The organism is Campylobacter concisus (genome assembly GCF_050447505.1).
Lineage (GTDB): Bacteria > Campylobacterota > Campylobacteria > Campylobacterales > Campylobacteraceae > Campylobacter_A > Campylobacter_A concisus_BP.
The window spans coordinates 949,381-964,230 of sequence record NZ_JALMFZ010000001.1; the positions used below are offsets into that span (position 1 = coordinate 949,381).

13 protein-coding genes are annotated in these 14,850 nt (G+C 40.3%); 9 read left to right on the forward strand and 4 right to left on the reverse strand.

All coding sequences use genetic code 11. The annotated features are described in order from the left end of the window. The first annotated feature begins 35 nt into the window (after nucleotides 1-35). The 6 genes from MTT09_RS04695 to MTT09_RS04720 are packed head-to-tail and all read left to right on the forward strand — an operon-like array spanning nucleotide 36 to nucleotide 5,697. Nucleotides 36-902 carry a D-amino acid aminotransferase gene (locus MTT09_RS04695; RefSeq protein WP_021089838.1) on the forward strand — a complete coding sequence of 289 codons (867 nt, stop codon included), beginning with the start codon at nucleotides 36-38 and terminating at the stop codon, nucleotides 900-902. Then, nucleotides 899-1,342 carry a DUF523 domain-containing protein gene (locus MTT09_RS04700; RefSeq protein WP_149722037.1) on the forward strand — a complete coding sequence of 148 codons (444 nt, stop codon included), beginning with the start codon at nucleotides 899-901 and terminating at the stop codon, nucleotides 1,340-1,342. The genes MTT09_RS04695 and MTT09_RS04700 overlap by 4 nt, the downstream gene beginning before the upstream one ends. Then, on the forward strand, nucleotides 1,335-1,829 hold the full coding sequence (locus MTT09_RS04705) for a chemotaxis protein (RefSeq protein WP_103632225.1): 495 nt from the start codon (nucleotides 1,335-1,337) through the stop codon (nucleotides 1,827-1,829). The genes MTT09_RS04700 and MTT09_RS04705 overlap by 8 nt, the downstream gene beginning before the upstream one ends. After that, nucleotides 1,826-3,841, forward strand: coding sequence for an SH3 domain-containing protein (locus MTT09_RS04710; protein ID WP_429802851.1), 2,016 nt, complete (start codon nucleotides 1,826-1,828; stop codon nucleotides 3,839-3,841). The genes MTT09_RS04705 and MTT09_RS04710 overlap by 4 nt, the downstream gene beginning before the upstream one ends. Beyond that, nucleotides 3,842-5,161 (forward strand): ATP-dependent DNA helicase, encoded by a 1,320-nt coding sequence (locus MTT09_RS04715; RefSeq protein WP_429802853.1) that lies wholly within the window; start codon nucleotides 3,842-3,844, stop codon nucleotides 5,159-5,161. After that, complete coding sequence (locus tag MTT09_RS04720; RefSeq protein WP_107944312.1) at nucleotides 5,158-5,697, forward strand: hypothetical protein; 540 nt, start codon at nucleotides 5,158-5,160, stop codon at nucleotides 5,695-5,697. The genes MTT09_RS04715 and MTT09_RS04720 overlap by 4 nt, the downstream gene beginning before the upstream one ends. Nucleotides 5,698-5,724: 27 nt before the next feature. Here MTT09_RS04720 and lolA read toward each other — a convergent pair whose 3' ends face one another. Next, nucleotides 5,725-6,237, reverse strand: coding sequence for a LolA-like outer membrane lipoprotein chaperone (gene lolA, locus MTT09_RS04725; protein ID WP_107944311.1), 513 nt, complete (start codon nucleotides 6,235-6,237; stop codon nucleotides 5,725-5,727). A gap of 97 nt (nucleotides 6,238-6,334) precedes the next feature. On the opposite strand from lolA, the gene secA reads away from it, so the two are divergent. Next, entirely contained in the window at nucleotides 6,335-8,941 is a 2,607-nt protein-coding gene (gene secA, locus MTT09_RS04730) for a preprotein translocase subunit SecA (RefSeq protein WP_429802855.1), read from the forward strand. Nucleotides 8,942-8,991: 50 nt separating this feature from the next. Beyond that, nucleotides 8,992-10,191, forward strand: a complete 1,200-nt coding sequence (locus tag MTT09_RS04735) for an ABC transporter permease (RefSeq protein ID WP_429802857.1) — start codon at nucleotides 8,992-8,994, stop codon at nucleotides 10,189-10,191. A 104-nt stretch (nucleotides 10,192-10,295) separates the two neighbouring features. On the opposite strand, the gene MTT09_RS04740 is transcribed toward MTT09_RS04735, so the two are convergent. Genes MTT09_RS04740 through MTT09_RS04750 form a run of 3 tightly spaced genes read right to left on the reverse strand, consistent with a single transcriptional unit; the run spans nucleotide 10,296 to nucleotide 13,199 of the window. After that, nucleotides 10,296-11,921, reverse strand: a complete 1,626-nt coding sequence (locus tag MTT09_RS04740; protein ID WP_429802859.1) for a cation:proton antiporter — start codon at nucleotides 11,919-11,921, stop codon at nucleotides 10,296-10,298. 3 nt (nucleotides 11,922-11,924) lie between these two features. Further along, nucleotides 11,925-12,299, reverse strand: coding sequence for a heat shock protein transcriptional repressor HspR (locus MTT09_RS04745; protein WP_002940240.1), 375 nt, complete (start codon nucleotides 12,297-12,299; stop codon nucleotides 11,925-11,927). 3 nt (nucleotides 12,300-12,302) lie between these two features. Next, nucleotides 12,303-13,199 (reverse strand): DnaJ family protein, encoded by an 897-nt coding sequence (locus MTT09_RS04750; RefSeq protein WP_009293707.1) that lies wholly within the window; start codon nucleotides 13,197-13,199, stop codon nucleotides 12,303-12,305. A gap of 155 nt (nucleotides 13,200-13,354) precedes the next feature. Here MTT09_RS04750 and MTT09_RS04755 point away from each other — a divergent pair, with 155 nt between their 5' ends. Further along, nucleotides 13,355-14,758 (forward strand): Do family serine endopeptidase, encoded by a 1,404-nt coding sequence (locus tag MTT09_RS04755; RefSeq protein WP_103606318.1) that lies wholly within the window; start codon nucleotides 13,355-13,357, stop codon nucleotides 14,756-14,758. Nucleotides 14,759-14,850 lie beyond the last annotated feature (92 nt).

Below are 14,850 nucleotides of genomic sequence, written 5' to 3' on the forward strand. Positions count from 1 at the left end.
TTAGATACAATTTGCACAAACTTAAGGAGCTAAAAATGGCAGATAAAGCTTTAGAAACGGTCTTTTTAAATGGCGAGTTTTTGCCAAAAGATGAGGCAAAAGTTAGCGCATTTGATAGAGGATTTATATTTGGCGATGGAATTTATGAAGTAGTGCCTGTGATAAATTCAAAAATGGTTGATAAAGAGGGCTTTTGGGCGAGGTTTGAGAGAAGCTTAAACGAGATAGATATAAGCCTGCCTTACGAAAAAGATAAATTTGAAGCGATCTTAAATGAGATGATCGCAAAAAACGCCTTAAAAGAGGGCGGAATTTACATGCAAGTAACAAGAGGCGTGGCGTTTAGAAATTTCTATTTTATGGAAAATTTAACCCCAAGCGTCTTCATCTTTTGCTACGAGAGTGAAATTTTAAACAACCCAGCCGCAAAAACTGGCATAAAAGTGGTAAGCGTCGAGGACATCAGGTGGAAAAGACGCGATATCAAATCGATCTCGCTTCTAGCTCAGTGTTACGCTAAAAACGAGGCTCACAAAAAGGGCGCGGACGAGGGCTTTATGGTAGAAAACGGCTTTGTCACAGAGGGGTGTAGCTCGAGTGCTTTTATCATCAAAGATAAAACACTCATCACCAAGCCACTTTCAAATGAAATTTTGCCAGGGATCCGCCGTATGAGGCTTTTAAGGATCGCTAAAGATATTGGTTTAAAGATAGAGGAGCGTAAATTTAGCATGGACGAGGTTTATAGCGCTGATGAAGTCTTTATCTCGGCTGCTACGCTCATCCTTTTGCCAGTCATCTATGCTGATGGCAAGGCGATAAACGGCGCAAAAGTGGGCGAAATCTCAAGCAAACTTCGTGAAATTTATGCTAGTGAGCTTTTAAAAGAAGCTGGACTTTGAGAGAAAAGGTCTTAATAAGCGCTTGTCTTGCTGGCATAAACTGCAAATTTAACGGCGAAAACAACCTTTTGGATAGTGGCATTTTGGATGAAATTTCAAAAAAATATCATCTGCTTTTTATCTGTCCAGAGGTCTTTGGCGGACTTAGCACGCCAAGAGAGCCAGCCGAGATGAAAGAGGGCTTAGTCGTCACAAAAACCGCTAAAGATGTGAGCGAAAATTTTAAATTTGGGGCTGAGATTTGCCTAAAGATAGCTAAGCTAAATGGCTGCAAAAAGGCTATTTTAAAAGCTAGAAGTCCAAGCTGCGGCAGCGGGCAAATTTATGATGGAAGCTTCACTAAAAAGCTCATTTTAGGTGACGGCGTGGCGGCAAAACTGCTAAAAGAAAATGAAATTTTAGTTTTTAGCGAAGATGAGATAGGGCGGCTTGATGTTTGAGAGGCTAAAAGATAACGTCTGGCTCGAGGTCGTCTTTAAATACATCATCTTGCTGCTACTTTTTGTCTGCGTGGTGGGGCTTTTTGTAAGCGGCGTGCTCTTTTTAAAGGGAGAGATGAGCGAAAATTCGCTAAATTTACACATTTTCTTTGGCTTTAGCTTGGTTGTTTTAACTATCATTCACAGCTACGTCAAGAAGAAAAAGCTAAAAAAGCTAAGCCTTGAGTTTAAAAATATCTTAAAGCATAAGCCAGTGCAGATGGACTGTAATACTACGAGGTTTTTAAACGCGCTAAATGATGTCAAAGTTGGGGAAATTTCAAAGAAATTTGGCTCAGACATTGCAGAAATTTTAAGATCAAACGATATAAAGGTCAGGGATCAAAACGAGACGATGAAGCAAATTTGCAAAAACAACGATGAAAAGATGTTTTATATCTTTGTTTTGATCGTCGAAGCTATATTTAAGGATAAGGAAGAAATTTGAAAAAAGGTATATTTTTAGCACTTAGTGTTGCTTTGTTTTTGGGTTGTTCGCAGACAACAAAACCAGAGCCAAACAAGCAGCAAAATGCCCTGCCAGACGAAAATGTTTATAAGCCAAATGAGCGCATCAGCTTGCTTGAATTTGAAGTAAAACAAGACGCCTCGTCGCTACCTCAAAATATGCAAAGTGCGAGTTTTGCTCAAGATGAAATTTTAAAAAGAAGATTTAAAGTTTTTACTCTAAGAGGAGTGAAATTTAACCCAAACGACGCTTTTTGGGCGTTTAATGTATATAAACCAAGCGAGAAGAGAAAGTATTTTGGCTCAAATTTTAGGCAGATACCTCAAAGCTGGTTTGACGCGCAAAAGGAGAATGCAAATTTCGCTGGCTTTTTGCAAATTTCAGCTTACGCTCTAACTTCGGCAAACACAGCTGTAAGAAATTTCCCAACCGACGAGCCGATATTTTTAAACCCGCAAACTCCAGGTGAGGGCTATCCGTTTGACTATCTGCAAGAATCCACCCTAAGCATCGCTCATCCGCTCTTTGTATCGCACCTCTCAAAAGATAGGGCATGGGCGTTTGTGAGTGATGATGCGGTTTGGGGCTGGGTGAAGGTTGAAGATATCAAATTTATAAGCGATGAAGAGGCGCTTGCCTATCAAAAATCAAGCTTTGTAACGATAAAAACCGACAAGATGCCAGTTTATGACAAGGGCGGAAACTTTTTATTTTACTCACGTGTCGGCGCGATACTGCCAGTTTTAGCGCAAGATGACAAAAACTACTACGGCAAAATTTATGTAAGAAATATGCTTAGGGAGTTTGTTCTCCCAAAGTCTTTTAGCGCCCTTTTTCCACTTAAATTTAATGACTCAAATTTAAAGACACTTCTTAGCTCACTTCTTACTCAGCCTTATGGCTGGGGTGGGGTGGATAAGCTAAGAGACTGCTCGCTTTTTACAAAAGACTTGCTAGCAAGCTTTGGCGTGTGGTTGCCTAGGAACTCAAGGGCGCAGGCAAATATGGGAGAAAAGATCAATCTAAAAGGCCTTAGCAACGCTGCAAAGAGCAAAGAGATAAAAGAAAAGGGCGTGCCATATCTCACGCTCGTGCATCTGCCAGGCCATATCATGCTTTATGCGGGATACAAGGGCGATGATATCTACGTGGTGCATGATGCTTGGGGGCTAAAGACTGCAAACAACGGCCGTGCGCTAATCGGAGCGACCGCGATAACTACGCTAAATATCGGACAAAATAGAAGCGACATACAAAGTGCAAATTTGCTAATCTCAAAGGTGGACTCTATAAACGTCATAAAACCTGAAAATTTTATAAGCGACAAAGCGAGAAAAATTTCAGCACTTGAACGTGCTTATGGGGTTAAAGTGGAGGAAAATTTAGTCAAATTTAGTGATGGCACTAGCTTAATCTATGATGATTTTAAACAAAAAGATGAAGAGTGTAGCACTGGCGCTGACATAGAGGATATGAACGCGCTCGATTACGCTGCGTTTTCGCCACTTAGTGCAGCACTTAGTGATGCTGGCAGATGCAGAAACTACGAGCTTTTAGGCAAAATTTATGGCTCAAGCGAGAGCGCGGTAAAAGCAAATTTAGTAGATGTCATCTGGCTAAAGGATTTTTTAAATTTACCTTTAAAATTTAACTCTAAAAATGGCGCTGCAGCCGCCTTGCAGGATGTGAGCAACGAGCTAAATGAGATGGCAAAGAGCGATCCAGCCTTGCTTGAATACCTAAAAGATCCAGGTGGGACATTTAAGTGGCGCATCATCGCTGGCACAAACCGCCTAAGCGCTCACAGCTACGGCATCGCGATAGATATAAATGTAAAAAAGAGCCACTACTGGCAGTGGAGCAAGGGCTATGAGAACTTGATCCCTGAAAAGATCGTGCGAGTTTTCGAGAAGCATAAATTTATCTGGGGCGGACGCTGGAAGCACTTTGATACGATGCATTTTGAGTATCGCCCAGAGATGTTTGAGTAGATGAAAGATCAAATTTTAGAAATTTTATCTCGCTCAAATGTCTTTTTAACTGGCGGCGGCGGTGTTGGCAAGAGCTATCTAACCGCCTCCATCATCAGACACTACAAAGAAAATTTCAAAAATGTCGTCATCCTTGGCTCAACTGGCATAAGCGCTGTTAGCCTTGGAGGCGTGAGCTTGCATAGCTTTTTTAAATTTGGCTACTGCAAGGACTACGAGGAGCTAAGACGGCTTGACTACCGCCAAAAAGATAAGCTAAGCAAGTTACGAAATATGCTAGATGCTTGCGATCTGCTAGTAATAGACGAAATTTCGATGGTTAGCTCAAATGTTATGGAGATGATAAGATACCGCTTGCTTACTTCTAAATTTAAGGGCAGGGTGCTTATAGTGGGCGACTTTTATCAGCTGCCACCCGTGCAAAAAGAGCAAAATGAGGGCAAACTTTTTAACTTTTTATACGCTTTTAACTCCAGTGCGTGGGAGGATATGAAATTTACAAATGTTGAGCTGCTCGTCTCAAAACGCACAAATGATCTTAAATTTTATGAAATTCTCTCTCGTCTTAGAGTTGGCGAGCTAGATGATGAGATGATGGCTTATATCGAGAGCTTGCGAGTGGATGTCATTGAGCCAGATAGCGAGACTAGCGTGCTTTTTGGTAGAAATGCAGAGGCTGAGATGCTAAATCAAAAGAGGCTTCTTGCACTTAATGCACCACTTGAAATTTCAAACTCGGACGTGCTTGTTATGGATGAAAATTTAGACAAAAAAGAGTTTGAAAAGTGGGCAAATACGCTAAATATCTCGCGAAATTTGGAGATGAAGATAGGCGCAAAAATCATCTTTACTTCAAATAAATGGGGCGAATACTACAACGGCGAGCAGGGCAAGATCATGCAAATTTTAAAAGAAAATGGCGCCATTTCAAGTGTGATCGTGCAAAAAGATAGTGGCGAGATCTGCGAGATAGAAAAGTGCGCTTATAACTTTTGTGCGCTAAATTTAAACGAAGACGAGATCGAGGAGAATGTGCAAGCTTCGCTTTATCAGTTTCCATTTAAGCTAGCCTATGCGCTAACTATCCACAAGTCTCAAGGCATGAGTATAAACTCACTCATTTGCAACATCAACCACATTTTTGCCAAAGGACAGCTCTACGTCGCACTTTCTCGTGCGGTAAATCCTAAAAATTTAAAACTTTTTTATGATAAGAAAAGTGATTTTAGGCAGCATTTAAGAAAAGTGGTTAAAATTGACGACGAAGTTAAGAAATTTTACCAAGAAAACGTATTTTTGCATATTAAGGAGAGTTTATGAAAAAGCTACTTTTAAGCCTTGTTTTTGGCGTTTTTGCATTTGCAGATGTGCTAAAAGTGAGTGACTTTCAAACAGATATCTACTCAAAAGCTGGACAAAATTTAACAAAAAAGATAAGCATGAACCTTGAAGTTGTCGGACGTGACGTGGAGGAGAACGAAGCATACGTGCTTGACGCGCTAAACGTCGTTGTTGGTAGCTTTTACGTGGAGGATATCCTCACCTCAATGGGAAAAGAGAAATTTAAAGAGCTCTTTATGAAATATGCAGCCAAAAAACACTCGCTTGACATCGATGACGTGCTTATTTTAAATATCAAAGTGATAAATAATCTAGAGCTAAGCGAGATCATAAAAGCGATAAAAAGCCAAAATTTATGCTCTGATCCAAGCGTAAATGAAGATGTGATGACAAAGCCAGAAAAGAAGAAAAAAGGCAACGAGATCATCATCTCGCCCGATCCAAATGACGTGGTGCAAAAGCCGATCGATTTAAATAATGTGCAAGAATTTGGAAAAGACTTCGGAGAGAAGTGAGTAAATTTGGCTAAAAGCTAGCCAAATTTATTGATTTACGATGTCGTAACCTTGTGGGATGACTGGTGTTAGCGTCTCTTTTGGGATAAGCGCGTCTTTTACTGGGTTGCTTAGAGTGATTTTTATCTTATTTGAGAGCTTGTCTTTATAGTCAATCGTCGTTGGAAGCGTATTTTTGATCGTTATAAAGTACTCAACTCCGTCATATATCGCCTTATAAAGTGTCGGCTGAATTTGCTCTGCGTGAGCCAAAACCTGCGTCAAATTTGGCGTGTCATCTAATCTTGAAATGATGGCTTGCTCAAGCTCATCTTCGATCACGACCACCTTGTCTTTGTCGAAATAAATCCTCTTTGGTGTTGGGCTTTCATATATCCAAAGCGCGGTGTTGTCGCTTTTAGCGTAAAATCTACCCTTATAATTTACACTTTTGCCCTCGCTAAAGACAGTTTGTGTAAAGTCACTTTGCAGGCTTTTAAAATTTAAGCCAGAGCCAAATGAGCAAACTGCAACGAGAGAAGCTATCAAAAATTTTCTCATTTTTTATCCTTTTTTGGCGTATTCTAGCCCAGTTTAATTAAATAAATAGTTAAACTATGCTAAGATCCAAAGTTTAAAAATTTAGGAAGGTAAAATAATGATTTCATCGGTATTTAGAAAGATTTTTGGCACGAAAAACGATAGAGAAGTCAAAAAATATATAAAACGTGTGGCGCAGATAAATGCGCTAGAGCCAACTTATGAGAAGATGAGCGATGATGAGCTTAAGATTAAATTTAACGAGCTTAAAGCCCAAGTTGTCGAAGAAAAAGTCGCTTTAGATCAAATTTTAAATGATGTTTTTGCGATCGTTAGAGAGGCTAGCAAAAGGGTGCTTAAGATGCGCCATTTTGACGTGCAGCTAATCGGTGGTATGGTGCTAAACGAGGGCAGGATCGCTGAGATGAAGACAGGCGAGGGTAAGACTTTGGTTGCGACTTTGCCAGTTATCTTAAATGCGATGAGTGGCAACGGCGTGCATGTAGTTACCGTAAATGACTACCTTGCAAAGCGTGACGCGACGCAAATGGGCGAGCTTTATAACTTTTTAGGCTTAAGCGTAGATGTGATACTAAGTGGCGGATATGACGATGAAGTAAGACAAGCTGCCTATAACGCTGACATAACATACGGCACAAACTCAGAATTTGGCTTTGACTATTTGCGTGATAATATGAAATTTGAAGCTAGCCAAAAGGTGCAAAGAGGCCATAACTTCGTCATCGTGGACGAGGTCGATAGTATCTTGATAGATGAGGCTAGAACGCCACTTATCATCTCTGGTCCAACAAACCGCACGCTTGATGGCTATATAAGAGCCGATCAAGTCGCAAAACAGCTTACCAGAGGCACTCCAGCCGATCCAAACGTGCCAGGCTCAAAGCCAACGGGGGACTTTATAGTAGATGAAAAAAATAGAACAATAATGATCACAGAGGCTGGCATAAGCAAGGCTGAAAAGCTCTTTGGTGTTGAAAATTTATACAACCTTGAAAATGCTGTGCTAAGCCACCACTTAGATCAAGCTCTAAAGGCGCACAATCTCTTTGAAAAAGACGTTCATTATGTCGTAAAAGATGGCGAGGTTGTCATCGTTGATGAATTTACAGGACGTCTAAGCGAGGGCAGGCGCTTTAGCGAGGGGCTTCACCAAGCGCTTGAGGCAAAAGAGGGCGTGAAAATCCAAGAAGAGAGTCAAACGCTTGCCGATACAACATACCAAAACTACTTTAGGATGTATAAAAAACTTGCAGGTATGACTGGTACAGCTCAGACAGAGGCTACTGAGTTTTCTCAAATTTACAACCTTGAAGTTATCTCGATCCCAACAAACGTGCCAGTTAAGAGGATCGATCAAAACGATCTTATCTATAAAACTCAAAACGAGAAATTTAAAGCTGTCATCGACGAGATTAAAAAGGCTCATGAAAAAGGTCAGCCAGTGCTTGTGGGAACTGCAAGTATCGAGCGCAGTGAGGTGCTTCACGAGATGCTTAAAAAAGCTGGCATCCCACACTCTGTGCTAAATGCTAAAAACCACGAAAAAGAGGCCGAGATCATCGCACAAGCTGGTGTAAAAGGTGCTGTGACTATCGCTACAAACATGGCTGGACGTGGTGTTGATATTAGGATAAATGACGAGGTAAGAGACCTTGGCGGCTTATATATCATCGGCACCGAAAGGCACGAAAGTAGAAGGATAGATAATCAGCTGCGTGGCCGTGCTGGCCGTCAGGGTGACCCTGGTATGAGTAGATTTTACCTAAGCTTAGAGGATAATCTTTTAAGAATTTTTGGTAGCGACCGCATAAAAGCGATCATGGATAGGCTTGGTATCGACGAGGGCGAAAGCATCGAGAGCCGCATGGTAACAAGGGCTGTTGAAAACGCTCAAAAGAAGGTCGAGAGCTTGCACTTTGAGGCCAGAAAGCACTTGCTTGAGTATGACGACGTGGCAAATGAGCAAAGAAAGACTATCTATAAATACCGCGACGAGCTACTTGATAAAAATTACGATATGAGCGAAAAGATAGCTCAAAATAGAGTTGAATACGCTACAAATTTACTTGATACGGCTGAAATTTTCCATGGTGGCTTGAAAGATGACTATGACATTAAAAATTTATGCTCTATTGTCCTTGCAGACTGTGGCGAAGAGATCGACGAGAGCGAGCTAAAAGGGCTAGAGTATAACGAACTAGTAGAAAAAATAGCGCAAATTTTAGAGGCTAGATATAACGAAAAGATGAGCGTGCTAAATGAAGAGCAAAGAAAAGATATAGAGAAAATTTTATACCTTCAAGTGCTTGATAATGCGTGGAGAGAGCACCTTTATCAGATGGATATCCTAAAAACTGGTATAGGTCTAAGAGGGTATAACCAAAAAGATCCGCTAGTTGAATATAAAAAAGAGAGCTACAACCTCTTTATGGAGCTAGTTGGCAGACTAAAAACTGAGAGCGTTAAAACGCTTCAAATCGTTAGATTTAAGAGCCGTGAGGAGCAAGAAGAGCAAGCTAGGATGATGCTTGAAGCTAGTCAAAATGCTGAAAATGAGCCTCTAAACTATAGCAACCAAGGCGAAGATGAAAATTTTACGCCAGAAAAAAAGATACCAAGAAACGCTCCATGCCCTTGCGGAAGCGGTAAAAAATATAAAGATTGCCACGGCAAAAGTGGCCCTAAAAAAGGCATATTTGCTTAAAATTTCTACTTTTAAGGCGCCAAGCGCCTTAATCTTTTAAAGGCTATTTGATGACAAGCTTACCAAAGTACCTACTTTTTAAATATTTAAGATTTGATAAAACTCAGCCATTTATCGCTCTAAGCGCCTTGCTCGCCTTTCTTGGTGTTAGCATCGGACTTATGGTTTTAATAGTTGCGATGGCTATTATGAACGGATTTGATAAAGAATTTGAGCGCAAACTTTTTACGATGAACTACCCCATCACCGTTCAAAGTGCCTTTAAAGGATCGATCGATGATGGCTTTGTAGATGAGCTAAAGGATAAATTTAGCGACCTTAAATTTAGTCCATATATCAGCACGCAGGTCATTTACCGCTCGGCAAATGCGCTTGAAGGCGGGCTAATTTATGGCGTAAATTTTAAAGATGAAAAGCAGATAAACTCTGTCGTAAATGAAGCTTTAAAAGATAAAGAGCTAGAGGGCTTTGAGATACTTGTGGGAAGCGGCATAACGAGCGAGTTTAGACTAAGAGATGATGAAAAACTAACGCTTATCTTTACAAAGGCTGATCCTGCTGGCTTTTCACTAACGCCAAAGATGAAGCGCTTTGACATCGGCGGCTCATTTACATCTGGGCTCATCGCCTACGATAAGGCGTTTTCATATACTTCAGTTGATGCTTTGAGAAAAATTTTGGACTATCCAAAGGGCGTTTATGATGGAATTCACATCTTTTCAAGCAAGCCATTTGATGATATAAAAAGGGTGCGCGAGGGGCTTCCAGCAGGCACGGTTGCCATAGGCTGGTGGGAGCAAAATGGCAACTTTTTCTCAGCGCTTGCACTTGAAAAAAGAGCACTTTTTATAGTTTTGATGCTTATTATCCTTGTGGCGTCGCTAAATATAATAAGCTCTCTACTAATGACTGTGATGAACCGCAGGCAAGAGATCGCCTTGCTTCTAGCACTTGGAGCTAGCAAAGGCGAGATAAAAAGAAGCTTCTTTTATCAAGGGCTAGTTATCGGCGGAGGCGGCATTATATTTGGCTTAGTGCTTGGCTTTTTGGGGCTATTTCTACTTGGAAATTTCAACATCATAGACCTGCCAGCTGATGTCTATGGCTCAAGCAAACTACCGCTTGAACTCTCAACTATCGATCTTGTGCTTATCGTAGTTGGAGCTGTGTTTATCGTGGCTATCTCTTCATTTTATCCAGCCAAAAAAGCAACCCAGATAAATGTCCTTCAAACTTTGAGAAATGAGTAATTGTAAAGTCAAATTTAAAATGCAGTGATAACTCAAATTTAAATGCTAAATTTGAGTTATTATCTTTTTTATAAAATTTAGTATTTATATAGGTAGTGATAAATTTACGCTCTTACGTCGTGGTCGATCTTGCACTGAAGAGCTTCGTGAACAAGGGTTTTTGCCATGACGCGCTCTTCGCTTATTAGGTGGAAATTTGCACCTAGCTCACCAAAGATATCTTTGTTGCCCTCGCCGTTTGCTTTGATGATCGTTTGGATATTTGCTCCGTAGTCTTTGATCTTTTGTGCGATGAGCTCAACTCTTTGCTCGTTGTTAACTGTTATGATAACGGCTGCTGCGTCGTTTAGGCAGGCATTTTCAAGAGTGTCGCTTTGGAGCACGTTTCCTAAAAATACATTTTCCCCGCGGCTCCTACCAAGCTCGACTAGGCTGATGTCGTTATCAAGCACTAGATATAAAAGCTTTGTCTCTTTTAGCCTTAAAACGACCTCTTGGCCAAGTCTGTCGTAGCCAAAGACTACGATGTGATTTTTTAGTTTTTGTGGCTTTAAGGTCTCGTTTGACTCGACTACCACCTCGCGCTCGACAAGATCAGCTATGACGTCAAGCTTTTTAAGTATAAAAGGTGTTGCAAACATAGATATAACAGTGGCTGCGATGAAAATTTGAGCTGTTTGAACGTCAAGCAGGTTTCTAGTAGTCATCAGACCAAAGACAGCCAGTGCAAATTCGCCGATCTGACAGACGCTAAGTGCTGTCTTAGCAGCTACTCTGCGTTTTAAATAGATATTTAAAATGGCAAAAACAACGATGGCTTTTACGACCATTATGCTAAAGACTAGACCTAGAACTAACCAGATATTTGAAAGCACGACTACAAAATTTATCTGCATACCAACAGTTATAAAAAATAGTCCAAGCAGCAGATCTCTAAAAGGTATAAGATCGACCTCTATTTGGTGCTTATACTGCGTTTCCGCCATCATCATACCAGCTAAGAATGCACCAAGAGAGTATGAAAAGCCAAAGAAGTGAGCTAGCGTGCTGGCGCCAACTACTAGAAAGAGGATCGTTGCGATGAAGACCTCTTGAGAGTTTGTCTGAACGACTTTGTAAAATATCCAGTTGATGACATATTTGCCGAGTAAAAATAGCACGACTATAAGGATCGCAGCACTAGTAAATGTCTTTAGTAAAAGCTCATTTATCGAGGCATCTTGCGAGCTAAACATATCTATCATAAGCAAGATCGGGATGACGGCGATATCTTGAAATAGCAAAATTCCAAGTGCCTTTCTACCATAAATTTTACTCACATCGCCGTTGTCATTTAGCGTTTTTAGCACGATCGCAGTTGATGATAGCGCAAAGGCAAGACCTGCGATAAGCGCTGTCTCGTCCTTTAGATGAAGCGCGTAGTAAAGCATCACACCCATCACAAAGCCGCTTAAGCAAACTTGCAGACCGCCATTTAGAAAGACCTCTTTTTTCATGCTCATCAGGTGCTTAAAGCTAAACTCAAGTCCGATCGTAAACATCAAAAATGCGATACCAAATTCCGCTATATGAGAAATTTCATCGTTGCTTTTTAGGTTAAAAAATTCTGATATAAGCGTGCCGGTTACGATGTAGCCGATGATGGTTGGTATCTGAAATTTCTTAAAAATGACATTTAACGCGACTGAGATCGCAGCGACAAGCAAGAAGCCTTCTAAAATTTGTTCCATATATTATTTTTTGCCTTCGTAAAATACAAGATCAAAGCTACTTTTCCTCTTTACTAGCGATCTTTTGGTACTAGTTTGACTGGTAGCTTCGTGTAATTTTTTATTTAAATCATCAATAGTTGCTTCTAAATCGTCAATTTTCTCTTTTAACTGAAGTATCACATCAACACCTGCTAAATTTACGCCAAGCTCACGGGTCAAATTTAGTATCGTTTTGACGCGATCAACGTCTTTTTGAGAGTAGAGCCTCATCTTGCCATCTGTTCTTGAGGGTTCAACTAGTCCCTCTCTTTCGTATTGTCTTAAAGTTTGTGGATGTATGCTTAAAACCTTTGCTACAACGCTTATTAAAAAAAGTGGTTCTTCGTAATTTTGCATTTTTTACTCCGGTAATTTTTCTTTTAACTCTTTTACTAAGCCCTCGTCAAGCTCACTGATATTTGGAAGTTTTACCCTAGCTTTTAAGTAAAGATCGCCATAAATTCCACTCTTTCTATTTTGCACGCCGTATCCTTTCAAGCGGATCTTCGTGCCTGTTTTTGAGTTTTCAGCGATCTTTATCGTGACATCTTTTTTATATGTATGCACATTTATCTTACCGCCAAAGAGCATAGTTTTTAGTGGAATTTCTACATCTTTATATAGATCATCGCCAACTCTTTCGTACTCGTCACTTGGCTCAACACTAATGGCAAGTATTAGATCGCCAGTTTGACCGCCAGCACTCTTGCCTTTGCCTTTTATGCGAAGTTTTTCGCCGCCCTCTATGCCGCTTGGGATCTTTATCTTGATGCTTTCGCCATTAAAATTTATCTTATGTTCGCCGCCAGTTACAGCCACGTCAAATGGTATAGAAATTTTGGCATTTACGTCTAGATCAGCTCCGCCAAAGCCAAATCCACCTCCACCAAAGCCTTCAAATCCTTCAAAACCTCCGCCAAAGCCACCGCTAAATTTAGCGCCGCCCCCACCAAATCCGCCTGAGAAGATATTTTTCAAGATATCGTTTAGATCGCCCATATCGGCTGAACCTCTGGCAAAGTCATGGAAATTTTGACCGCCAAACATATTATCGCCGTATTGATCATACTGGGCACGTTTTTTCTCGTCACTTAAAATTTCATAAGCAGCGTTTATCTCTTTAAATTTATCCTCTGCTCCAGGGTCTTTGTTGATGTCTGGGTGGTACTTTCTAGCAAGTTTTCTATAAGCTTTTTTTATCTCGTCGCTTGATGCGCCTTTTGAAACTCCTAAAGTTTCATATAAGCTTTCGCTCATATATTCTCCTTATGTTTTTTGACACGGATTATATCACAAAACTTTAGTCTATGCAAGTCAAGTTTATTTTTATTTACAAAGGAGAAAAAAGCGTTAAGTTTTTATTTTTAAGCTCTATTTATAATTTCAAAAAATTTTCAATTTAAAGGAAAAAAATGAAAAAATTTATGCTAATTTCATTAGCAGCAGCTTCTTTGCTAATGGGAGCTGATATTAAATTTAACGAAGCAAACCAAGATGTAACTAGAGTTTCGCCGTTAAGCGATAAAAATAGTGTACTCTCATACTATGACTCTATCGCTCAGGCAAAACTTTCAGTTGTAAATATCTCAACTACAAAAACAGTAAGCAACGCTGGCATCGAACAGATGTTTAATGACCCGTTTTTTAATGAATTTTTTGGATTTAACTTTGCAAAACCAAAAGAGAAAGAAAAGACAACCTCTCTTGGCTCTGGCGTTATCATCTCAAATGACGGCTACATCGTTACAAACAACCACGTCATCGAAGATAGCGACCAGATCGTTGTGACCTTGGCAAAGGGTGGCAAGGAGTATAAAGCGAAGCTAATAGGTAGCGATCCAAAGACCGATCTAGCTGTTATAAAGATAGAGGCAAACGGGCTAAATGCGATAACATTTGCCGACTCATCAAAGCTGCTTGATGCGGACGTAGTCTTTGCCATAGGCAATCCTTTTGGCGTAGGCGAGAGCATCACTCAAGGCATCGTCTCAGGGCTAAATAAAGATGATATCGGACTTAATCAATATGAAAATTTCATCCAAACAGACGCCTCTATAAACCCTGGTAACTCAGGTGGTGCTTTGGTTGATAGTAGGGGCTATTTAGTCGGTATAAACTCAGCCATACTTTCAAAAAGTGGTGGCAACAACGGCATAGGCTTTGCCATACCATCAAATATGGTAAAAGATATCGCTAAAAAGCTGATAGCTGACGGCAAGATCGAGCGTGGATTTATCGGCGTAACGATAGCAAATTTAACCGATGAGCAAAAAGAGCTTTATACAAATAAAGAGGGTGCGCTAATAAGCGGCGTAGAGCAGGGCATGCCAGCAGATGAAGCAGGGCTAAAAAGAGGCGACTTGGTTATTTCAGCAAACGGCAAAGCTATCAAAAACGCAAATGATCTTAAAAATTTCATCGGCTCACTAACTCCAAATAGCAGCGTTGATATAACTTACGAGCGATCAAATAAAGTTATGAATACAAAAATCAAACTTGTAAATATGGATCACAACGCAAAAGATGCGACAAAAAGCGTCATCATAGAAGGTCTTAGCGTTAGTAATCTAAGTGATGAGATAAGATTTAAATATAAGATCAGCCCAGATACTCAAGGCGTGCTTGTAACTGACGTAAAATCTGGCTCAAAAGCTGAAGACTTTGGCTTTGAAAGAGGCGATGTGATCGTTCAAGTTGGCGAAGAGAGCATAAAAGATATTCAAACATTTGCAAGCACTGTTAAAAATGCAAAAGGCAAAAAGACGCTAGTGTGGATAAACCGCGGTGGCATCATGCAAGGCCTTGTTATAAAATAACCACTTAAGAGCTGAAATTTCAGCTCTTAACTCTTTTAAATTTTTAAAACCTTTATCTGCTATAATCCTTAAAAATAAATTTACATCAGGAA

Coding starts and splice junctions, on each gene's coding strand:
- MTT09_RS04695 (WP_021089838.1), top strand. CDS start 36: ATGGCAGATAAAGCTTTAGAAACGGTCTTTTTAAATGGCGAGTTTTTG.
- MTT09_RS04705 (WP_103632225.1), top strand. CDS start 1,335: ATGTTTGAGAGGCTAAAAGATAACGTCTGGCTCGAGGTCGTCTTTAAA.
- MTT09_RS04715 (WP_429802853.1), top strand. CDS start 3,842: ATGAAAGATCAAATTTTAGAAATTTTATCTCGCTCAAATGTCTTTTTA.
- MTT09_RS04720 (WP_107944312.1), top strand. CDS start 5,158: ATGAAAAAGCTACTTTTAAGCCTTGTTTTTGGCGTTTTTGCATTTGCA.
- lolA (WP_107944311.1), bottom strand. CDS start 6,237: ATGAGAAAATTTTTGATAGCTTCTCTCGTTGCAGTTTGCTCATTTGGC.
- secA (WP_429802855.1), top strand. CDS start 6,335: ATGATTTCATCGGTATTTAGAAAGATTTTTGGCACGAAAAACGATAGA.
- MTT09_RS04735 (WP_429802857.1), top strand. CDS start 8,992: ATGACAAGCTTACCAAAGTACCTACTTTTTAAATATTTAAGATTTGAT.
- MTT09_RS04740 (WP_429802859.1), bottom strand. CDS start 11,921: ATGGAACAAATTTTAGAAGGCTTCTTGCTTGTCGCTGCGATCTCAGTC.
- MTT09_RS04745 (WP_002940240.1), bottom strand. CDS start 12,299: ATGCAAAATTACGAAGAACCACTTTTTTTAATAAGCGTTGTAGCAAAG.
- MTT09_RS04750 (WP_009293707.1), bottom strand. CDS start 13,199: ATGAGCGAAAGCTTATATGAAACTTTAGGAGTTTCAAAAGGCGCATCA.
- MTT09_RS04755 (WP_103606318.1), top strand. CDS start 13,355: ATGAAAAAATTTATGCTAATTTCATTAGCAGCAGCTTCTTTGCTAATG.